Origin of the sequence: Streptomyces lydicamycinicus, assembly GCF_000829715.2 — a bacterium.
GTDB classification, from domain to species: Bacteria; Actinomycetota; Actinomycetes; order Streptomycetales; family Streptomycetaceae; genus Streptomyces; species Streptomyces lydicamycinicus.
Genome location: NZ_BBNO01000001.1, coordinates 229,260 through 250,180, shown reverse-complemented (window position 1 = coordinate 250,180; position 20,921 = coordinate 229,260). Strand labels below are relative to the sequence as shown.

Annotated in this window: 18 protein-coding genes and 1 riboswitch; of the genes, 9 read left to right on the top strand and 9 right to left on the bottom strand. The window is 72.3% G+C overall.

Going from position 1 to position 20,921, the window contains the following annotated elements:
- Positions 1 to 268: 268 nt before the first annotated feature.
- Positions 269 to 453: riboswitch (cyclic di-AMP (ydaO/yuaA leader) on the top strand.
- Between the two features lie 7 nt (positions 454 to 460).
- Positions 461 to 1,609 (top strand): C40 family peptidase, encoded by a 1,149-nt coding sequence (locus TU31_RS01085; protein ID WP_181018507.1) that lies wholly within the window; start codon positions 461 to 463, stop codon positions 1,607 to 1,609.
- A 116-nt stretch (positions 1,610 to 1,725) separates the two neighbouring features.
- Here the strand turns inward: TU31_RS01085 and TU31_RS01080 are convergent, their stop codons facing one another.
- Complete coding sequence (locus TU31_RS01080; protein ID WP_042147431.1) at positions 1,726 to 2,079, bottom strand: hypothetical protein; 354 nt, start codon at positions 2,077 to 2,079, stop codon at positions 1,726 to 1,728.
- Between the two features lie 324 nt (positions 2,080 to 2,403).
- Here TU31_RS01080 and TU31_RS01075 point away from each other — a divergent pair, with 324 nt between their 5' ends.
- A complete protein-coding gene (locus tag TU31_RS01075; RefSeq protein WP_042147428.1) occupies positions 2,404 to 3,585 on the top strand; it encodes a C40 family peptidase in 1,182 nt (393 codons plus the stop codon).
- Between the two features lie 156 nt (positions 3,586 to 3,741).
- Here TU31_RS01075 and TU31_RS01070 read toward each other — a convergent pair whose 3' ends face one another.
- From TU31_RS01070 to TU31_RS01055, 4 genes are all read right to left on the bottom strand, one after another.
- Positions 3,742 to 4,866 carry an alpha/beta hydrolase gene (locus TU31_RS01070; protein WP_042147426.1) on the bottom strand — a complete coding sequence of 375 codons (1,125 nt, stop codon included), beginning with the start codon at positions 4,864 to 4,866 and terminating at the stop codon, positions 3,742 to 3,744.
- A 185-nt stretch (positions 4,867 to 5,051) separates the two neighbouring features.
- Entirely contained in the window at positions 5,052 to 5,762 is a 711-nt protein-coding gene (locus TU31_RS01065; protein WP_042147422.1) for a LuxR C-terminal-related transcriptional regulator, read from the bottom strand.
- Positions 5,763 to 5,851: 89 nt separating this feature from the next.
- The gene (locus tag TU31_RS01060) at positions 5,852 to 7,150 is read right to left on the bottom strand and encodes an ATP-binding protein (RefSeq protein WP_042149724.1); all 1,299 of its coding nucleotides are present in this window, start codon (positions 7,148 to 7,150) and stop codon (positions 5,852 to 5,854) included.
- 123 nt (positions 7,151 to 7,273) lie between these two features.
- Positions 7,274 to 9,055, bottom strand: a complete 1,782-nt coding sequence (locus TU31_RS01055) for a serine/threonine-protein kinase (protein WP_042149722.1) — start codon at positions 9,053 to 9,055, stop codon at positions 7,274 to 7,276.
- 250 nt (positions 9,056 to 9,305) lie between these two features.
- Here TU31_RS01055 and TU31_RS01050 point away from each other — a divergent pair, with 250 nt between their 5' ends.
- Both TU31_RS01050 and TU31_RS01045 read left to right on the top strand, forming a co-directional pair.
- Positions 9,306 to 10,754 carry a PspC domain-containing protein gene (locus tag TU31_RS01050; RefSeq protein WP_042147421.1) on the top strand — a complete coding sequence of 483 codons (1,449 nt, stop codon included), beginning with the start codon at positions 9,306 to 9,308 and terminating at the stop codon, positions 10,752 to 10,754.
- The gene (locus tag TU31_RS01045) at positions 10,751 to 10,978 is read left to right on the top strand and encodes a hypothetical protein (RefSeq protein ID WP_042147420.1); all 228 of its coding nucleotides are present in this window, start codon (positions 10,751 to 10,753) and stop codon (positions 10,976 to 10,978) included. The genes TU31_RS01050 and TU31_RS01045 overlap by 4 nt, the downstream gene beginning before the upstream one ends.
- A gap of 130 nt (positions 10,979 to 11,108) precedes the next feature.
- Here TU31_RS01045 and TU31_RS01040 read toward each other — a convergent pair whose 3' ends face one another.
- Positions 11,109 to 11,654, bottom strand: a complete 546-nt coding sequence (locus tag TU31_RS01040) for a TQO small subunit DoxD (RefSeq protein ID WP_042147419.1) — start codon at positions 11,652 to 11,654, stop codon at positions 11,109 to 11,111.
- Positions 11,655 to 12,015: 361 nt separating this feature from the next.
- Entirely contained in the window at positions 12,016 to 13,293 is a 1,278-nt protein-coding gene (locus TU31_RS01035; RefSeq protein ID WP_042149721.1) for a hypothetical protein, read from the bottom strand.
- Between the two features lie 392 nt (positions 13,294 to 13,685).
- On the opposite strand from TU31_RS01035, the gene TU31_RS38420 reads away from it, so the two are divergent.
- Together TU31_RS38420 and TU31_RS01030 are read left to right on the top strand one after the other, a co-directional pair.
- Positions 13,686 to 14,369, top strand: coding sequence for a hypothetical protein (locus TU31_RS38420; protein ID WP_158894194.1), 684 nt, complete (start codon positions 13,686 to 13,688; stop codon positions 14,367 to 14,369).
- Between the two features lie 9 nt (positions 14,370 to 14,378).
- Entirely contained in the window at positions 14,379 to 15,137 is a 759-nt protein-coding gene (locus TU31_RS01030; RefSeq protein WP_042147417.1) for a bestrophin-like domain, read from the top strand.
- A gap of 74 nt (positions 15,138 to 15,211) precedes the next feature.
- Here TU31_RS01030 and TU31_RS01025 read toward each other — a convergent pair whose 3' ends face one another.
- Positions 15,212 to 16,102 (bottom strand): class II aldolase/adducin family protein, encoded by an 891-nt coding sequence (locus tag TU31_RS01025; RefSeq protein WP_275451764.1) that lies wholly within the window; start codon positions 16,100 to 16,102, stop codon positions 15,212 to 15,214.
- 38 nt (positions 16,103 to 16,140) lie between these two features.
- Between TU31_RS01025 and TU31_RS01020 the strand changes: the two genes are divergently transcribed.
- A complete protein-coding gene (locus TU31_RS01020; protein WP_042147412.1) occupies positions 16,141 to 16,641 on the top strand; it encodes an SRPBCC family protein in 501 nt (166 codons plus the stop codon).
- 156 nt (positions 16,642 to 16,797) lie between these two features.
- On the opposite strand, the gene guaA is transcribed toward TU31_RS01020, so the two are convergent.
- Positions 16,798 to 18,384 carry a glutamine-hydrolyzing GMP synthase gene (gene guaA / locus TU31_RS01015; RefSeq protein WP_042147410.1) on the bottom strand — a complete coding sequence of 529 codons (1,587 nt, stop codon included), beginning with the start codon at positions 18,382 to 18,384 and terminating at the stop codon, positions 16,798 to 16,800.
- 250 nt (positions 18,385 to 18,634) lie between these two features.
- On the opposite strand from guaA, the gene TU31_RS01010 reads away from it, so the two are divergent.
- Positions 18,635 to 18,928, top strand: a complete 294-nt coding sequence (locus TU31_RS01010; protein WP_042147408.1) for a chorismate mutase — start codon at positions 18,635 to 18,637, stop codon at positions 18,926 to 18,928.
- An 886-nt stretch (positions 18,929 to 19,814) separates the two neighbouring features.
- On the top strand, positions 19,815 to 20,906 hold the full coding sequence (locus TU31_RS01005) for an LPXTG cell wall anchor domain-containing protein (protein WP_042147403.1): 1,092 nt from the start codon (positions 19,815 to 19,817) through the stop codon (positions 20,904 to 20,906).
- Positions 20,907 to 20,921 lie beyond the last annotated feature (15 nt).

The window sequence follows — 20,921 nt, the reverse complement described above, 5'->3', positions numbered from 1 at the left end:
GCACTGACAGTCCGCCGCGGAGTGGCGGATTGCGGGCCGTCTCCGGGCGGTCCCGCGCGCAGTGCCAGGTCAGGCGGCCGGCGGCCAGGCGTCGGCTGGGGGGCGCTTCGTCTACCCGAACCCGACATCTGCCACAACAACCCCCGCATCGCGTTCAGGTCACGAAAAGGTTTCGGGCATATCGAACATCAGCCTTCACAGGAGCCACACGAGTTGGCTAACGTCCTCGCTCAGGCAGCCCGCCTCCCCGCGGACGACAGGTTCGCACGGGCCGCCGACGCCGAGTCCGGCCCTGCCCTCAGGCACCCGGAGCCGGGGACCCACCAGCACCACCGGGGTGAATCGATCCGTACGGCCGTCGCCAGTGGACGTCCGGACCGTAGGGCAAGCCTTCCGTCAGCGACACCGCCCGAACCCGACAGCTAACCCGGTAGGCGGTCCACGGAAGGAGTTGCCGGTCTTGGCGTCGCATCGCAAGCCGCGCACCAGCGTTCTCGCCTCACCCACCGGCCGTCGTACGGCGGCCGGCCTCACCACCGCCGCCCTCGCCTCGGTCACGCTGCTCTCGCAGTCCGCCGACGCGGCCCCCAGGGCGCCCAAGCCCACCGTCGAAGAGGTCAAACAGAAGGTCGACGATCTCTACCACCAGGCCGAGGTGGCCACCCAGAAATACAACGCCGCCAAGGAGCGCGCCGAGACCCAGCGCGACACCGTGGACGACCTGCTCGACGCCTCCGCCAAGCGCGCCGAGAAGATGAACGAGTCCCGGCGCCTGCTGGGCACCTTCGCCTCGGCGCAGTACCGGACCGGTGGCATGAACCCGACGGCGCAGCTGATGCTCGCCAAGGACCCGCAGCAGTTCGTCGACCGCAACCACCTCATGGAGCGGCTGACCGGCCGGCAGAAGCAGGCCGTCACCGACTACCAGGAGCAGCAGGCGGCGGCCGCCAAGCAGCGCGCCCAGGCGACCCGCAGCCTGGAGCGGTTGCAGGCGTCGCAGGCCTCCCTCAAGGAATCCAAGCGCTCCGTCCAGGACAAGCTGGCCGAGGCCCGGCAGCTGCTGTCCCGGCTGACCGCGCAGGAGAAGGCGCGGCTGGCGGAGCTGGAGCGCCAGAAGGAGGCGGCGGCCAAGCGCCGGGCCGCGGAGGAGGCGCGCAAGCAGCAGGAGCGGGAGCGCCAGCGGCAGCAGGACGGCGACGGCTCGACGGGTGGCTCGACCGGGGGCTCCACCGGTGGTGGCTCCACGGACGACTCGGCCTCCAGCAAGGGCGCCAAGGCGCTCGCCTTCGCCCGCGCCCAGATCGGCAAGCCGTATGTCTGGGGCGCGACCGGGCCCACTTCCTACGACTGCTCGGGGCTGACCCAGGCAGCATGGAAGGCGGCGGGCGTCGATCTGCCGCGGACGACCTGGGACCAGGTCAAGGTGGGCCAGCGGGTGGCCACCAAGGATCTTCAGCCCGGCGACCTGGTCTTCTTCTATGACGACATCAGCCACGTCGGCATGTACATGGGCGACGGGAAGATGGTGCACGCTCCGAAGCCGGGCGCCAGCGTCCGGGAGGAGTCGATCTACTACATGCCGATATACGGGAGCGTCCGCCCGGGCTGAGCCCGCCCCGCTCCCCCACCAGACCACCCCCCACGGTCACCCCCCACACCACCGCGCGGCCGTCGCCTCCGGATACGGAGGCGAGGACCGCGCGGTGTGCCGTGGTGGGGCGCTCGTCAGGTCCAGAGCACCGCGATGAAGATGTTGGCCACGGTCAGGCCGCCGACCGCGCCGAAGAGCGGCTTGTCGACCGTCTCGTCGTCCCGCTTGACGTAGACCAGCGCCAGGATCACCACCAGGACGGCCATCTTGATGCCGAGCTTGAGGTTGTTCAGCGGGTGGTCCTGGGCCTGATTGAGACCGACCAGCACGATGCCGGTGACCAGCATCGTCAGTGCGCCGTGCAGCATGGCCGGCACGAAGCGGGCGGTACCCGCGCTCATCGCCTTCATCTGGGTCAGAAAGCCGCCCAGCAGGGAGGCGATACCGATGATGTGCAGGCCGACGAAGATATTGGTTACTACGTCCATAGTGCTGGATCGTAGCCGCCGTATAGCACGGCCCTTCGGGCAGGGCGCCCACTATCGCCGCTTCGGTCAGGCCAGGCCGGTCCCGGCCGTACGGCCATGGCACCGCGGTCACCCGCGCACTCGCCGCGGTCGAAAGCGAACAATGCCGGGCAAGCGCACTCACTGCCGCAACACCCAGGCTTAGCGTCCTCCCTCAGGCGGCCGACTCCCCGCCTCGCCGGTCTCCCACCGGCGTTCCGTCGGCCGCCCCCGCCGAGAGGTGCGGCGGCGGCCCGTTGCCCCCGTGACGGACCGTCGCCGGACCCGCGGCTCGAAGGGAAGGAAGTGACGGCCACCGTGGCCTCGCACCGCAAGCCCCGGCAGCATCCGCTCGCCTCGCTCACCGGTGGCGGCTCGCGCAGCGCGCGCACCGCCCGTACGGCCGCCACCCTGGCGCTGGCCGGTGCCGCCCCCACGTTCGGCCTCGCGCAGGCGGCAGGCGCCCCCCTCACCCCCGATTTCGACGCCGCCGGCCAGGCCGCACACCGGCTCACCCCCGCCCAGGTCAAGGACCGGGTCGACGCGCTGTACCAGGAGGCAGAGGTGGCCACGCAGAGCTACAACGGTGCGAAGGAATCCGCCGACACCGCACGCGAGGAGCTGAGCCGGCTCCAGGACGAGGCCGCCCGCAGGACCGGGAAGCTGAACGCCGCCCGCGCCGAACTGGGCGCCCTGGCCGCCGGCCAGTACCGCTCCGGCGGCGTCGACCCGACCGTGCGGCTGCTGCTGTCCGCTGACCCCCAGCGCTATCTGGACGGCGCCGCGGTGCTGGAGCGTACGGGCAGCCATCAGGCGACCGCCGTGGCCGGTTACGCGCGCCGGCTCGGCAGCGTCCGGCAGGTCCGGCAGCGGGCCGAGGACACCGTGGAGCGGCTGGCGGACACCGAGGCGCAGCTGAAGAAGCACCGGGTCACCGTGGTGCACAAGCTGGGCGCCGCCGAGCAGTTGCTGTCCCGGCTGACCGCGGAGCAGCGGCAGCGGATGACGGCCCGGGACGGCGCACGGAGCACGCGCGGGGGCCGCACGGACCAGGGGGACGGCCACGGAGGCGGCCACGGGGGCGGCGTGCTCGGCCGGCTTCCCGGCGTGGCGGGGGCCGCCGCGGCGCAGGCGCCCAACCCCCGCGCCGCCCGCGCCGTCTCCTTCGCCTACAGCGCCCTCGGCAAGCCGTACGTCTGGGGCGCGACGGGGCCCGCCGGCTACGACTGCTCCGGGCTGACCCAGGCCGCGTGGAAGGCCGGCGGGGTCGCCCTGCCCCGTACGACCTACACCCAGATCAGCTCCGGGCCGCGGGTCGCCCGCTCCCAACTCGCCCCCGGCGACCTGGTGTTCTTCTACTCGGGCATCAGCCATGTGGGGATCTACGTCGGGGACGGCCGGATGATCCACGCGCCGCATCCGGGGGCGCCGGTACGGATCGCGCCGATCGACCAGATGCCGTTCGCGGCGGCGACCCGGCCCGCGTAGCCACGTAGCCACGTAGCCATGTAGCCATGTAGCCACGGGGAGAGTGCGCGGCGGTGGCGCCCGACTGCCGCGCACGGAAAGGGACTCGGGCCTTCGTGTCCCCGCTTCCGCCCCCGGTCCCGGTTGCGGCGGGGGCCCGGTGGCGTCCCCGTGGGCTCACGCCCTGAGCTGTGTCCCCAGCCAGCGGAAGATCTGCGGGACCTGCTGCTCCCAGACCGCCGTGGTGTGGCCGCCCGCGTTCGCCGGGATCAGCTGCACGTTCACCGTCGTCGGGAGCTGCGCGTACTGCCGCAGGGCGAGGCCGGACTGGTAGCCGTCGCGGGCCGCGCCCGACACATACAGCGCGGTACGCGGCGGCTTGCCGGCCGCGTTGGCCGTCTTCAGGATGTGCAGCGGGTTGGACTCGATGCGCAGCTTGGGGTCCTTGCCGGCCAGCGAGTCGCGCTCCAGCGCCGGGTCGTTGTAGCCGGACATGGCGACCGCGGCACGGTAGCGGTCGGGGTGGGCCAGCGCGAGCTTGGCGGCGCAGTGCGCACCGGCCGAATACCCGGCCAGGGCCCAGGAGTCCGGCTTGTCGCCGGCCCGGAAGTTGTCAATGATCATCTTGCGGACGTCGACGGTCAGCCAGCTGTCGGCGTTGACCTTCCCGGGGAGGTTGACGCATCCGGTGTCCACACCGGGGAGCAGGTTGGTCCGGGGCGCCACCAGGATGGCCGGCTTGACCGTACCGCTCTGCATCAGCGGCATCAGCTGCTGGGCCGCGTGCAGCGAGCCCAGCCAGGACTTCGCCGAGCCCGGGTAGCCGGGCAGCAGCTCGACCACCGGGAACTTCTTGTTCCGGTAGGCGGGGTCGTTGTACTGCGGCGGCAGCCAGACGTACACCTCGCCCCGCACCCCCGAGATCTTGCCCTGGAGGTCGGTCATCCGGACATCGGCGCCCACCTTGGGGTCGTCGGCCGGGCGGAAGCGCTGGATCTGCTTGGGCTCATGCGCGACCTGCCGGCCGCCCATGCCGTCGGGGCCGAGGTCGCGGGCCGCCTCGACATGGCTGTCGGTGCCGAGCAGATCGCCCCAGGTGTCGTAGAGGCTGTTGGCGTTGTTGACCAGGACGAAGACCACGGTGATGGCCGTGACCTGGGCGAACAGCAGCATCAGCAGCCGGGCGAGACCGCGCACCAGGGGCGGCCCGGCTATTCGGCCCCAGAGGGCGAAGGGCAGCACGACGGCAACGATCAGCAGCATGAGCGAGGTGAGGAAGAAGGGCGTGCCCGTCAGGCTCATCGGGATCTCGCTTCCAGGACAAACTACGCGAAGGACGTGGGGATGGTTCCGGCCCCGCCTTCGGCAGTGAGCCTCTCCGCGCCCTTAGATGGTGATCCGCGGGGTCCTGGTTGCCCTTCTGTGGTGCTTTGTTACCCCCTCGTCATGAAGCTGCGGGTGCGCCCGCCCCGTGCCGGTTCCGCAGCTCAGACCAGCCGCCGGGCCGCGGCCCACCGGGTCAGCTCATGGCGGTTGGAGAGCTGGAGCTTGCGCAGCACCGCGGAGACATGGGACTCGACGGTCTTCACGGAGATGAACAGCTGCTTGGCGATCTCCTTGTAGGCATAGCCGCGGGCGATCAGCCGCAGCACCTCCCGCTCGCGCTGGGTGAGGCGGTCGAGGTCCTCGTCGATCGGCGGGGCGTCCGACGAGGCGAAGGCGTCCAGCACGAAGCCGGCCAGCCGCGGGGAGAAGACCGCATCGCCGTCGGCGACCCGGAAGATCGCGTCGACCAGGTCCGTGCCCGTGATCGTCTTGGTGACATAGCCGCGGGCGCCGCCCCGGATGACGCCGATGACGTCCTCGGCCGCGTCGGAGACGGAGAGCGCCAGGAAGCGGACCGGGCGCTCGGCGTCGCTCATCATCGTGGCGCTGCGGCGCAGCACCTCGACGCCGCCGCCCCCGGGGAGGTGGACATCCAGGAGGACGACCTCGGGGCGGGTGGCCGTGATGACCGTGAGCGCCTGGTCGACGTCGGCGGCCTCGCCGACGACCTCGACGCCGGTGCGCCCGGTCTCGCCGATCTCGGCCTGGACGCCCGTACGGAACATCCGGTGGTCGTCGACCAGCACGACCCGTACGGTCCGGCCCTCGGCCGCCCCGCCGGTCCCGTCCTGCTGTGCGTCCTCGCTGCTCATCTCTTCCGCCCGTCCCTCGGTGTCTGCCCCGCCATCATCCCGTGCCCCGGCGCGCCCTGTCGCCTCCGGCCGCCCCTCACCGGGGCCGGTCATATCTCGGACTCCGTCGCCGCGCGCTCGATTTCCAGCTCGACGACCGTGCCGCCCTCGGGGGCGGACCGCAGCCGGGCGGTGCCGCCGTGGCGCTCCATACGGCCGATGATGGACTCCCGTACGCCCATCCGGTCCGCGGGGACCGCGTCCAGGTCGAATCCGGGGCCGCGGTCGCGCACCGAGACGAAGACCGTACGGCCCTCCACTTCGGCGAACACCTGCACCGCGCCGCCCTCGCCGCCGTATTTCGCGGCATTGACCATCGCCTCGCGGGCGGCCTGCATCTGGGCGCCCAGCGGCTCGTCCAGCGGGCAGTCGCCGACGACCACGACCTCGATGGGGACACCGTGGTGGTCCTCCACCTCGGCGGCGGACCTGCGGACCGCCTCCGCCAGGGTGGCCGGCTCCTCGTCCTCCTCTTTGCCGCGGCCCTCGGGCTTGTAGAGCCAAGCGCGCAGCTCGCGCTCCTGGGCGCGGGCCAGCCGCGCCACCTCCCGGGGGTCGTCCGCATTGCGCTGGATCAGGGTGAGGGTGTGCAGGACCGAGTCATGGACATGGGCGGCCACTTCGGCGCGCTCCTGGGCGCGGATGCGCATCAGCCGCTCCTCGGAGAGGTCCTGGGCCATCCGCACGAGATAGGGGCCCGCCAGCAGCGCTATGCCGACGACGACGGCGAGCGCGGCCTGAAGCACCGACCCGAGATGGCGCACCGACCCCTGAAGCACGACGATGCCCGTCACCCCGACGCCCACCAGCAGCACCCCGGCAGCGCCGCGCACCATCGGCAGCAGGCCCTTGCGGCGGCCGAGCTCCAGCCACTGGGCACGGCGGGAGTTGTCCGCCTGCCGCCACACCAGGGCGACACCGGCGCCGATCAGCAGCACCGGCCAGAGATAGCCGTCGGCCTGGCCCAGCTGGAAGCGGGAGGCGACGATCGAGGCTCCGATGAGCAGCGCGATCAGCGCGAAGACCTGTCCCTTGTCGGGCCGGTGGCGCAGCAGGCGGCGCCTGCCGTCGGCCGCGGCGGGCTGCCGGTACTCCACACCGCCGATGCCCAGCGGGACGAAGAACCAGAACGCGGCATACAGCAGCGCGCCCATCCCGTCGGCCATGAAGAGGGCCGCGAACACGATCCGCACCCAGGAGACCGGCAGTCCGAGATGGCCCGCGAGCCCCCGCGCGACGCCACCGAGCAGCCGCCCGTCGGCGCTGCGGTAGAGCTTGCGCACAGGCGGGTCGTCAGGGTCCGGCGCCGGGGCGTAGCCCGTCTCGGCGCGGGGTGGGGCGGTGGTCATGTGCTCGATCGTCACACGGTTCCCGGGCCCGGGGCATCAGGGTCGTCCCTGAGGCTGTCCCTGAGGTTTGCGGGTGTGGTCCGGGCCCGGGGGCCGATGGACAGCCCGGCGGCCCGGGGCGTCTCAGCTCTGGGGGTCGGTCCTGCGGAAGCCGTCCTTCACGGTCGAGAAGACCTTCTCGTACTTCGCCCAGTCGGCGTCCGGCGCGGACACGTAGATCGCGTACTCCTTACCGCCCTTGCGGCCGAAGCCCAGGTCGACCCCCCGGAAGGTACGGGCCCGGCCCCCGAAGGTGAACTCCCAGATCGCGGCGGGATCGCCCTGGAAGGACGTGGGCTGCAAGCGCAGGTTCTTGTAGACGGGATAGTCCTTCTTGAGGACGGTCTCCAAGTCCTTGAAGTGCTGCACCTGGTCCCCCGAGGAGAAGTCCAGGACGCTCACGGTGAGCTGCGCGAGACCCGAGACGTAGACGATCTGCCGGCCAACGTCCTGGGGCTTGCGCGTCCAGCCTTCGGGAACCGGGAAGGTGACACCGAGTGGGGTCTCCTTGGCGGTGCGGTAGCCGTCGGGAAGGGGCGGCGGCGGCCCGATGCTGTGGTCCGGGGTCTTGGGGAGCTTGGGGGTGCTCTTGTTCGTCGCCGCCTTGCCCGCGCCACCGGATTCGGTGGGGTGCATCAGGTACCAGGCCGCACCCACGCCGCCGGCAACGACCAGCACCCCGACGACGCTCCAGACCAGCACACCCTTCTTACGAGGCGCCTTGCCACCGGGCAGCACGTCCGCGCGGTCACCGGCGGGCCGTCCGGCGCCGGTACCGCCCGGAACGACGACCGGTCCGGTCACGGCCTCGCCGCCGGTGTCCGGAACAGCGCCGGTCCCCGCACCCGTACGCGCTCCGGTGCCGGTTCCGGTGCCACGGGCCGAAGTGGCCGCGACCTCGCCCGTGTCGTGCACCGGGCGGGTGGGCGTCTCCGCCGCAGCGTCCGAAGTGGCGGGCTCGGTGCGGCCCCGCCCGACCGTCCCCAGGGTCATCGTCGACCAGCCCATCAGCTCGGTCTCCGCCTCGGCTTCGGCCGCGCGCAGCGCCTGTTCGACGACCTCGGCCGTCGGCCGCTCCGCCGGCTCCTTGGCGAGCAGCGCCTCGATCAGCGGGGCCAGCGTCCCGGCGTTGCGGGGCGGCTCGAACGGGTCCATGGCGATGGCGTACGCCGTCTCGACCGCGGTGGGCTTCCGGAAGGGCGAGCGTCCCTCGACCGCCTGATAGAGCGTCGCTCCCAGCGCCCACAGATCGGAGGCGGGGCCCGGGGTGCCGCCCTTGACGCGCTCGGGCGCCAAGTAGTCGATGGAGCCCACCAGCTCGCCCGTCTTGGTGAGGGTGGAGGTACCGCTGGCGACCGCGATGCCGAAGTCGGTGAGGACGATGCGGCCGTCCTCACCGAGCAGCACGTTGCCCGGCTTGACGTCACGGTGCAGCACACCGGCGGAGTGTGCGGCCCGCAGCGCCGCCACCATGCCGCGTCCGATACGGGCGGCCTCGCGCGGCTCCACCGAACTGTCGATCCGCGCGGCCTCCTTGATGGCGTCGCCGAGCGTCGTGGAGGGGACGTACTCCATGACGATGCACGGCATCCCGGCGTCGTCCACGACGTCGTGGACGCTCACCACATTGGGGTGGTTGATGCGCGCAGCTGCCTGGGCCTCACGGGTGGTGCGCTCATAGCGCGTTGCCAGTTCGTCCTCGTCGAGCTGCGGTGAGACATGCAGACGCTTGACCGCGACCTGACGGCCGAGCAGTTCGTCCCGGGCACGCCAGACGGTGCCCATACCGCCCTGGCCTATCCGCTCAACCAGACGATATCGCCCGGCGACCAGTCGCCCCTCGTCCACCGACGCCGCCTCCGTCACCGCACGCCCCTCCGGAAACCCGTACGTATCCAGGGCGCAACGATAGTCGTCGATGCGGCCGGGCAGCCCCCCGGCCACCACCCGTCCACATCTGTTCCTCCGACCGAGCACGGGCGCGGGGGCATATGCGAACGCACGAGGGGTTTCGGGACCCCCCTGGGGCATCTCAGGGCCATCAGCAGCGGATCTCAGGGATGTGCCAGGGTTTCCACGGATGTCGCGGCGCGGTCGCCCTTGTCACGATGGCCTCATGAACGATGCAGCCCACATCGAGGAGTCGGCGCCCGCCGGCCCCGCCTCGCATCCGCCGCTGCGCCGCAGCCGGCGGCACAAAGTGATCGGCGGAGTCTGCGGCGGGCTGGGCCGGCAGTGGGATCTCGATCCGGTGATCTTCCGGGTCGTGCTCGCCGTGCTCTCCGTCGGCGGCCTCGGGCTGATCGCCTATGGCTTCGCCTGGCTGCTCATCCCCCTCGACGGCGAGGACCAGAACGAGGGCCGCCGGCTGCTCTCGGGCCGGGTGGAGGGCTCCGCGCTGACGGCCCTGCTCTTCGCGCTGGTCGGCTGCGGACTCTTTCTGACGACCCTCGCCAAGGGCAGCATGATGTCCTTCGCCATCATGCTGACGCTGGCGGTGGCCGGTTCCGCCTATTGGTCGCGCCGGCGGCGGCTGGTGGAGGCCGAGGGTCCACAGGCGATGGACACCGCCACGGCCCAGGCGGTGGCCGACGCCCCGCCCGAGACCAAGGCGCCCCCGGTGCCCACCAGCCCCTCCTGGTGGCGCGCCCAGCGCTCCGGTGAGGCGGCGGGCCCGGGCTATCTGTGGGGGCCCGACAACACCCCGCTGCCCCTCGACCTCAGTTACCGGGGCGGGCACGGCACAGCCACGGCCCCGTACCGGCACGACGGCTGGTCCGACGCGGGCCGTCCGCCCGAGCCGCCGAGCGGTGCGCCGCCGGCCCGCTCCCCGCGCCGGGGCCGCCGCGCCGGACGCCCGATCGGGGGGTGGACGTTCCTGCTCGCGCTGCTCGCCGGTGGCGGCACCGCGCTCGCCGTCTCCCGCCATGACGGCCCGGTGCCGGCCCTCCAGGCGGGCCTGGCGTGCGCGCTGGTCGTCTTCGGTCTCGGGCTGGTGCTCAGCGCCTGGTTCGGACGCACGGGCGGCGGCACGGTCTTCATGGTGGTGCTGACGGCCCTGCTGCTGGCGGGCGCGACGACGCTGCCCGACAACCTCACCGCCCAATGGCAGAAGCGCACCTGGTCCCCCACCACCCTCGGCGCCGTACAGCCGCAGTATGAGCTCGGTTCGGGAGAGGGGGAGCTGGACCTCACCGGCCTGCCCCTCAAGGCGGGCCGCACGGTCCACACCGGCGCGGAAGTGGGCGCCGGCCGCCTTCAGGTGACGCTGCCGCACGGTGTCACCGCCCGCCTCCATATCTCGCTCGGCCTCGGGGATGTCCAGCTGCCCGGCGAATCGCCGCACGACGTGGACCTCGTGGCGGGCGGACAGCGAACGGTCGACCTCCCCGCCGACGGCCTCAAGAAGGGCGAGAAGCCGCGCGGCTCGGTGGAGCTGAACCTCGAACTCGGCACCGGCCAGGTCGCCGTCACCCGCGCCGCACCGGCCCCCGCCCCGCGGGCCCCCGCCCCACGGGCCCCCGTCGCGCCGACCGCCCCGACCCCCCAGGGAGCCCACCGGTGAAGCGCCACCCCTTCGAACCGGCCCGCCTGATCTCGGGCCTCACCGCCCTGACCCTCGGCACGGCCTACGGCCTCGACGCCCTCGGCCTCTGGCAGGCCCCCGGCCCGTGGCTCTTCCTCACCCTCCCGGCGGGCCTGCTCCTCTCCGGCATCACCGCAGCCGTCTGGACCAGGACCCGCCGCCCGCACCCGCACACCGACGCCACCTCCCAGAAGGGCTCCTGACACGACTACCGACGGCACCGTCACCGCGCTGCGGCACCACCGGCCCCGTCTCGGCCCTCATGAACCGCACCCGCCGCCTGCGGGACCCGCGGGCGGCGCGCTGCCGCTCCGCCTCGGCGGGCAGCAGCCCTCAGCCGAACAACTGCGCCCCGTGCCGCTTCCGGCGGTTCGCCAGGGCGGCGTCCAGCGAGAACCTCGGCGTACCGGCCAGCAGGAGCGGGATCCAGGCCACCAGGTAGGCGAGGTCATTGCCGTAGTAGTAGGGCGTGGTCGCCCAGCTCACGGTGAGCCACAGCGTCAGCGAGATCAGCGCACCGCCGAACGCGGCCAGCCGCCCCAGCAGCCCCACCAAAGTCCCGAGTCCCACCGCCAGTTCACCGGCCGCGATGGCATAGCCAAAGCCCACCGGACTCTTCTGTGCGATCTCCACGAGCTGCGGCAGCGCCGCCGCGTCATGGACCTGGCGCAGCATCTCGCCGAGCGAACCCGCGCCACCGGCCGCAAGGAACGCCGGATCCGTCAGCTTGTCGATGCCCGCATAGAGGAAGGTCGCCCCCAGAAAGAGCCGCAAGGGGAGCAGCGCATGGCGCGCCAGCTGCGCCCGCAATCCGGCGCCGGCACCCTCGACGCCCGCCCCTCCCAAGTCGGCACCGATCGTACGATTCGCGTGCACCATGACGTCCGCCTCTCCGTTGCCACCGGGCGCAGACGATTGTGCCCGCGCCCGCGCCTCCTGGGGAGATACGTACGCACGTGCGCGAGAGGTTCAACGGACCGATGCACTTCAGGCGACTACGCCACACAGAATCGTCACGCAGCGGCACCGGGCGGCATCGGGCGGCACCGACCACATCCGTCACCGCCCGATGACCGGCGCCAGGCACCCGGCGAGGCACCGCACCAGGCACCCGGCGGGACACCGAGCCAGGCGCCGCTGCACCCCACCGCGATCCGCGGGACCCGACCGTGACCCGCCGGGCTCTCCGGACCCGCCGGACCCACCGGCCCCGCCCGCCACCTCTAATCCACGCCACCCCCTAATCCACGACGTCGATCACATACCCCTTTGTCTCCACGCCTGCCGCCGTGACCACCCGGACCTCTACCCGGCCGGGCTCGACATCGACCGGTACCGGGACCGTCAGCACCCCGTCCGTCGGGTTGGTGAAGCCGCCGGCCACCGGGACCAGGGGGACGGGGACATGGACGTCTCCGATGCGTACGACGGTACGGGCGAGCCGGTCGGGGGTCCCGGCGCCCGGCGGGACGAAACCGGCGCCGCGGATCTCGATGTCGTCGCCGGTACGGACCGGCGCGGCGAGATCGCCCAGTTCACGGGAGCGGACGACCGAGAGGATCACCGGCCGCCCGCCCGACACCGCCTTCCCCCACAAATAGGTCGCCCCGGAGAGCGCGAGGAGCACCACCAGGCCCCAGGGCAGCTGCGGCAATTGCGCCGGGTGCCCGGCCAGCCGTACCAGCGCGCACCCCAGCACGGCCGCGTTCACCAGGACGTACTGCACGTCCAGGAGGCTGCCCCGCCCCGCGTCGTCCGTCAGCAGATCGGCGGCCCGCGGCCGCTCCACGGACACCTTCTGGAGCCGGCCCGACCGCACCCGCGAGGCCACCAGCCCGTAGGCCAGCACGGCCACCGCGCACCCGAGGGCGAGCGCCACCAGCAGCGCACCGGACCGCGCGAGCGCCACCCCCTGGAACAGCATGCGCCGCTCGTCCGGGCCCCCGGCCGTCACCTGCTGCACGGCCACCGTGAGGACGGCGTACAGCACCGCGGCCGCCCAGCCCGCCGCCACCGTCCGTGAGGTGGACAGCCGCCCGTCCTCGCCGATCAGCGGTGCCAGCGCCCCGCCGTGCGCCCGGTGCCACCAGGCCGCCGCGGTGAGCCCCAGCGCCAGTACGACGGCCGCGACCAGCCCCGCCGTACGGGCCGCCGTCCAGCCGGTGCCGAGGGCGGTCAGCGCCTGGCCGAGCAGCAGCGCCACCGCCGCGCTCCAGACGGCGAGCAGGGTGCGCCACCGTAGGGCCGCCAGCCAGGCGGTCTTTCCGGCGGCGCGCCGCCGGGCGACCTCCCGCGCGGACAGCGTCAGTTCGTCGGAGACCCACTGCCGGGCCGCACCGGCGGAACGCGCGAGTCCGGCCGGCACCCCGCGCCCGGCGGCGAAGTCCTCGCGGAGCGCGACAAACGCGGCAACCGCCTGCCGGTGTCCCGCCCGGGCGCCGTGCGGGCACCGTCCGCACCGGCACTCGCCACCGGCGGCGCGCTCCGCGCCCTCCCCCGGCTCGTCCGTTCCGGCCATCTTTCCCGCCGCATCCACCGACACGTCCGCTACCGCCCGCCACCGCTGATCATCAACTTGAGTTCTCCGGAGGCGAATTGTGCCGCACCCCGCAGGAAGCACCTCAAACGTCCAGTTGGTGGCGGGGGGCGGACGCAGCACTGTGTTGACGCCCGCCCGCGAACGGGCTCCGCCACCGCGCCCGCCGCCCTCACAGCAGTGCCCGGCACCTCCACGACGGCAGCCGAGCGAGGGCACCTGCGCACCCACGAACCCACGCCCCGGCACAGGGGAATTCGCCGCCCCGTACACCTGACCGGCGCACCGGCCGGGTAACCAGGACACATCCCCTATTCGGGCGAACCGGGCCACCGCGAAGGCTGAGCGGTGGGCGCGCTGCGCAAGCTCTCGCCGTGCGTCAAATAAACGGATTTCACGGATGGCACAGCCGCGATGGCCTGGACGGACCGTATGCGCCGCGACGGCCGGACGGACCGCGCCCCGGCGGTCCCGGGCTGCGGACCGCCGCCGCGTTCCTGCTGCTGGCCGGGATCGCCGCGCTGCTCGTCGTCGCGCCCACGGCCACCGCCCGTGACCGGCCCAACCGCGCGGACACCGGCGACAATTGCGCCTACGCCGGAACGGCGCCGCCGGTGGACGTACCGACGGACTTCCCCATGCCGCGCGGCTGGCACTTCCCCTGTAGCCGGGCCAAGCCCCCGCCGACGCCCTCCCACCGGCCGCCGCCGCGCCCCCGCGTCCCCAGGCCCGCTCCCCCACCGCCCCGGGCCCATACGCCCCGGCCGGCACCGCCCCCGCCACCACCGCCACCACCGCCGCCCACTCCACGCGCCCGTCCCACGGCGCCGCCGCCCGCACCGAAGCCGAAGCCGAAGCCCCCACCCGCCGTCCGCCGCCCGGCGTCACCGCCGCCCGTCCTGCCCCGCAGCTACGCACGGCCGTCCTACCGGCCGCGCGACGGGCGCTCCATGGTGACCACGACCCTGCTGCTCACCGCCCCGGCCGTGCTGGCCGGCGCCGCCCTCCGTCCCCGTTCGAGCTCCTCGTCCGGTTCCGCCGGGCGCCGTTCCTCGTAGGAGGTCTCCATGTCGCAATGGCTGGTGCTGACCCTCGCCATGGCCGCTGCCTGCGGCGTCGTCCTGACCATCACGGTGCTCAAGGAGCGCCGGATCACCGAGGACGACGACCCGTCCGAAACACCCGATGTGATCGAGTATCTGACGATGATGGTGGGGGTGGTGTACGCGATCGTGCTGGGGCTGGCCATCGCCGGTGTGTGGGAGGCCAGAAGCGCGGCCGAGGACACCGTACGGACCGAGGCGCAGGCGCTGCACGAGGTCAGCGCGCGGGCCCGGGCCTACCCCGCGCCGGTGCGGGACCGTATCCGGGCGGATGTCGACGCGTATGTGAGTCATGTGGTGCACAAGGAGTGGCCCGTGATGGCCGAGCAGGGGGCGTTGACCGGGCGCGGCACCGAGCTGCTGACGAAGGTCCGGGCGGATGTCACCGACTACCGTCCGCGCAATGACTTCGAGGGGCAGTCGTACCAGCCCCTCGTCGACCAGGTCGCGGTGGCCGACGGGGCCCGCACCGCCCGTGGGAACGCGGCCGAGTCGACGCTGCCGGGAGTGGTGTGGTTCGGGCTGATCATCGGGGGCGCCATCTCGATCGGTGTCATGTTCACCCTGCAAATCCGCCGCTCGGGGCGGGAGTTGCTGATGGCGGGCCTCTTCAGCGCGCTGATCGCCTTTCTGCTGTTTCTGGTCTGGGATTTCGACGCACCCTTCAGCCGCAGCATCTCGGCAACGGTCGCGCCGTTCCTCGATCTGTTCCCGCAGGCGTGAGGCGGGTGCCCGGCGGGACTTCCGTACGTCCCGCCGGGCACCCCCGCCCGGCCGCCCCGCGGCCCGGGAGCCCCCTAGTCGAAGAGGTCCGGCTCGGTGCGCACGATCTGCTGGTACAGCGGCTGGTAGTTGATCCAGGCGACCAGGTCGTTGCCCAGCTGTTCGCGCGTGTGGACGGCGTCGTGGTGGTCGATCAGCACCGGCTTGCCGGCGGCCTTGGCGGTCAGCTGGACCTGGCAGGACCGCTCCATCGTGAGGAACCACCATGCCGCCGCGTCCACCGAGTCGCCGACCGTCAGCAGCCCGTGGTTGCGCAGGATCACCGCCTTGTGGGGCCCGAGGGCGGCCGCGATCCGCCGCCCTTCCCCCTCGTCGACCACCACGCCCGTGTAGTCGTCGAAGAGCGCATGGTCCTCATAGAACGCGCAGACGTCCTGGGTGATCGGCTCCAGCAGCTCGCCGAGCGAGGACAGCGCCCGGCCGTAGGTGGAGTGGCTGTGCGCCGCCGCGATGACGTCGGGGCGGGCCTGGTGGACCTGGGAATGGATGGCGAACGCCGCCTGGTTGACGTGGTACCGGCCGTCGACGACCTTTCCCTCCGCGTTCACCATGATCAGATCGCTGACCCTGAGGTGCCGGAAGGACATCCCGAAGGGGTTGACCCAGAAGCAGTGCGGGAACTCCGGGTCGCGCACGGTGATATGGCCCGCGACGCCCTCCTCGAAGCCATGGCGCCCGAAGAGGCGCAGCGCCGCGACCAGGCGCTCCTTGCGGTAGCGCCGCTCGCCCTCGACGGTCGCATGCGCCGGCGGCATCGCGAAGTGCAGCTGATCTGTGGGTATGGGCGTCGGCTCGGGCATCGCGGCCCTCCTCTGGCACGTACGGCGTGATGCTCGATGCGGAAGGTACCTTCCGCTACCGCAGGTAAACAGGGCCGCGACCGGCGCACTTCCCGCTGCCTGCATGATGAGGCCATCAGGAACGGCAGCAGAGGGGGCACACCATGAGGGCCATATCGGTCAGCAGGGACATCGTCGCCACACCGCGGGAGCTCTTCGACGTCCTCCGGGACCCGGCCCGGCACGCCGAGCTGGACGGTTCGGGGATGCTGCGCGGCAGCCCGCAGGGGCCGTCGCCGCTGGGGCCCGGCGACCGGTTCAGCATGGGGATGGCACAGGCCCGGATCGCGTACCGGTCGGTGAATATCGTGGTGGAGTACGAGAAGGACCGGCTGATCGCCTGGGAGACCTGGGGCGAGTTCCGCGGCCGGCGGCTGGTCGGCGGGCAGCGCTGGCGCTACGAGCTGACGCCCGTGAACGGCACGGAGGGCACGGAGGGCACGGACGGCGCCGGGGGCGGGGGCGCCACCCGGGTCACCCACACCTATGACTGGTCGCGCGCCCGGCTCCCCCGTCTCGTCGTCGAACTCCCCGGCTTCCCACGACGGATGGGCCCGGCGATGGCCACGACGCTGGAGCGGCTGGCCTCGGCCGTACGGGGCTGAGCACGCCGCACCTCCGCACCGCCGTCGCCCGCCGCCCCGGGCGTTCCCTCCCGGAGCGGGCCCGACCGGCCGGCCAACGACAACGCCGCCGCTCAGCAGGCCGAGCGGCGGCGTCATCAGGCGACCGGCGGGATCACCCCGGCCCCAAGGGTGGGATCACTCCCACTCGATGGTGCCCGGGGGCTTGCTGGTGACATCGAGGACCACGCGGTTGACCTCGGCGACCTCGTTGGTGATGCGGGTGGAGATCCGGGCCAGGACCTCGTACGGCATCCGCGTCCAGTCCGCGGTCATGGCGTCCTCGGAGGACACCGGGCGCAGCACGATCGGGTGGCCGTAGGTCCGGCCGTCGCCCTGGACGCCGACCGAGCGGACATCGGCGAGCAGGACCACCGGGCACTGCCAGATCTCGCGGTCCAGACCGGCCGCGGTCAGCTCCTCGCGGGCGATGGCGTCGGCCTCGCGCAGCAGGTCGAGGCGCTCCTTGGTGACCTCGCCGACGATGCGGATGCCCAGGCCGGGGCCGGGGAACGGCTGGCGCTGGACGATCGCGTCGGGCAGCCCGAGCTCGGTGCCGACCATCCGGACCTCGTCCTTGAACAGCTGGCGCAGCGGCTCGACGAGCTGGAACTCGATGTCGTCGGGGAGCCCGCCGACGTTGTGGTGCGACTTGATGTTGGCGGTGCCCGTGCCGCCGCCGGACTCGACGATGTCCGGGTAGAGCGTGCCCTGGACCAGGAAGGCGACTTCCTCGCCCTCGGCGCCGGCCTCGGCGACCAGCTCGGCCTGGGCCTGCTCGAAGACCCGGATGAACTCCCGGCCGATGATCTTCCGCTTCTGCTCGGGGTCGCTGACCCCGGCCAGCGCGGTCAGGAAGCGCTCCTCGGCGTCGACGACCTTCAGCTGGACGCCGGTGGCGGCCACGAAGTCCTTCTCGACCTGCTCGGACTCGCCCTTGCGCTGGAGGCCGTGGTCGACGTAGACGCAGGTCAGCTGCTCGCCGATGGCCTTCTGCACGATCGCGGCGGCCACCGAGGAGTCCACCCCGCCGGACAGCGCGCAGATCGCGCGCTTGGTGCCGACCTGGGCGCGGATCGCGGCGACCTGCTCCTCGACCACGCTGGTGGTGGTCCAGCTCGGCTCGATGCCCGCACCGCGGTAGAGGAAGTGCTCCAGCACCTGCTGGCCGTGCGTGGAGTGCATGACCTCGGGGTGGTACTGGACGCCGTAGAGCTTCTTCTCGTCGTTCTCGAAGGCGGCGACCGGGACCACGTCCGTGGACGCGGTGACCGTGAAGCCCTCGGGGGCGGCGGAGCAGGCGTCACCGTGCGACATCCACACCGACTGCTCGGCGGGGGTGCCCTCGAACAGGGTGGAGCCGGGACGGGAGACGGTCAGCGGGGTACGGCCGTACTCACGGGCGCCGGTGTTGTCGACGGTGCCACCGAGGGTGGTGGCCATGAGCTGGAAGCCGTAACACATGCCGAAGACCGGGACACCGGCCTCGAACAGCGAGCGGTCGAGGCTGGGGGCGTCCTCGGCGTAGACCGACGAGGGACCGCCGGAGAGGATGATCGCCTTCGGGTTCTTGGCGAGCATCTCCGCCACCGGCATGGTGGAGGGCACGATCTCGCTGTAGACCCGGGCCTCTCGGACCCGGCGGGCGATGAGCTGGGCGTACTGTGCGCCGAAGTCGACTACGAGGACGACGTCCGGGGCAGCGGCAGGGGGCGCTGATGGCACTTCGGCGGCCTTCCGGCGGTGTGGAGCAGGGGTTGGACTTTCGATTCTAACGGGCTCATACTGAGCCCCATGAACAAGCAGCTGACCTTCGTCTTTACCTATGGCACCGGCCCAACCGGCTGCCATGGTCGTGCTGCTTGATCCACTGACGAGCACCTCCCCAGGCGCCCCGGGCCGACAAGGTCCGGGGCGCCTGCGTCTGTCCGGACCGCCTTCGGCTCCGGGGCCACTCACCCCAGGAGATACGGACATGAGCACCCCCACCAGCACCGCCCCCGACACCGGCGCCCGCTCCCCCGAGGCCGCCGGGATCATCATCGACGCCCGGCAGCGGATCGACGATCTCGACGGCCGGATCATCGGCCTCGTCCAGGAACGGATGGCCGTCTCGGCCGTCATCCAGCACGAGCGCGTCACCTCCGGCGGACGGCGGGTGAACCTCGCCCGCGAGATGGAGATCCTCGCCCACTACCGCGACCAGCTCGGCAAGCCGGGCACCGCGCTGGCGATGACGCTGCTGGAGCTGTCCCGGGGCCAGATCTGAGGCGACAGGGACCAGCGGCGTGGCCAGTTTTGGCTGGTGTGCGGTCGGTTTTGCGGCCGGGCAGGCGCGTGAAGGAACGCACGCGCCCCGGCGCAGCTGCCGGATCTGAGTTCGGTTGCCGACTCACCCGTACGGCGCGTGACCGGCCGCTGCGAGGCTTCGTTGTTCCCGGTGCCACGCCAGCCAGGCGCGGCCTGCACGACTACGCGTAGACGCCGCCCCACGGGCGGAAACCCGGAGCGATGAGACGCCGGCCGCCAGCCGCGGCCCGCGTCGTGGGACCTCGCTCCGTGCCGTGGCCGGTCAGCAGGGGACAGCAGCCCGGTCACATCCGATGGGGTGGTCGGTCCTGGGGACGCCCGGGACCGACCGCATCCGGTCGAAATGGTTGCGCCAGGTGAGGCGTATCCAGGACGATGCTTGACGAACGAAGCACCGCATCCGGTGGGGACTGTGCACTGCCACTGGTCCGACCGTCGCGGGCTTGGCACCATCGCGCACCACCCCGAAAGCCAGCGGCGCTACCCCCCCCCCAGCGCCGCCCCTCGGTGCCGGCGCTGCCCTGACGCCGGCACCGAAAGCCAAGGGCCCCGTGGCCGTCCGCAACCCCCCTCGCGGACGGTGTCCGGGGCCCTTCGCTGTGCCCGGGGTGCGCCCGGCGCACGCCCGCCGTCGAGCGAAGGCTGTGCACTGCCTTTGTGAAGCCTGTGAGGCTGCTGTGACAGATGTGACCGGCATCACGGTGGCGTTTCTGGTTGAGTGAACAACCTTTTTCGGCCATGGCCGGTCATGTACGTGCAATCGCACGGCCATCCCGCGCCCCACCGCGACGGCCCGCAACCACTTGTGCCGGAAACCGGCACTTTGGACCCGAGAGGTCTTCTCGATGAAGCTTCGCCGTGCCCTGACGGCTGCCGCCGCGACGGCCGTCATAGCCCCCGCCGCCCTGCTGGCGGCGCCTGCCGCGTACGCGACCGGCCCCGAGACCGAGTCCACCGCGAGCGCCGAGCCCACGCCGGGCACCCCTGGCTCGGAGCAGACCGACGCGCCCACCACGCAGCCGGAGACCCCGGACGCCGGTGACGAGAACGCGACGGACGGCACCACGCCGGGTGACACCATCCCCGGCGACGACACCAAGCCCGGCGAGGAGACCGGGGGCGGTGCCGGCACCGGGCCGACCACCCCGGCCACCCCCGGCGGCGACACCAAGCCGAGTGACTCGCCCAAGCCCTCCACCTCGGCCAAGCCCACCGAGCCGGGCGAGCCCGGTGACGAGGACGAGTGCACGGTCGATGACGCCGCCATCAAGGTGACCGTCGCCCACCTGCCCTCCAAGCTCGTCGCGGGCGGCGGCTGGAAGGGCTTCAGCGTGCAGCTGGCCAACACCACGGACCGGACGCTGGACGAGGTCTACCCGGTCATCTACGCGGTGCCGACCGGCGACATGGACCACCCCAAGTCGCAGCTCGACCTGGAGTACCAGAACCCGGACACCGGCAAGTGGACCTCGTTCGACGAGTGGACCGACGGGGAGTACTTCGGCTGGTTCCAGCTCGACGCGCACCAGACCGCCGAGCTGAAGATGCGGATCCGTGCCGACAAGGGCGCCACGCCCGGTGACGGCTTCGCGCTGGTGGCGGGCGACTACCAGAACCAGGACGGCTCCTGCGGCTGGTCCGAGGAGCAGTGGTACGACTTCACCATCCTGTCGGCCGGCAGCAACCCGGGCGAGATCCCGCCGGCCAAGCCCGGTAAGCCCGGCAACAAGCCCGGTACGCAGGGCGGCGGGAAGCCGGTCAACACCGGTAAGCCGAAGGACGGTATGGACAAGCTGCCGGTGACCGGCAACCTGGCCGAGACCGGTGCCTCCTCCGCGCTGCCGACCCTCGGCCTCGTGGGCGGGGTCGCCATGGTCGTGGGCGCGGGCGCGATCTTCGTGGTCCGTCGCCGCAAGACGGATGGCGCCGCCGCGTAACGGCGAGCGCAGCGA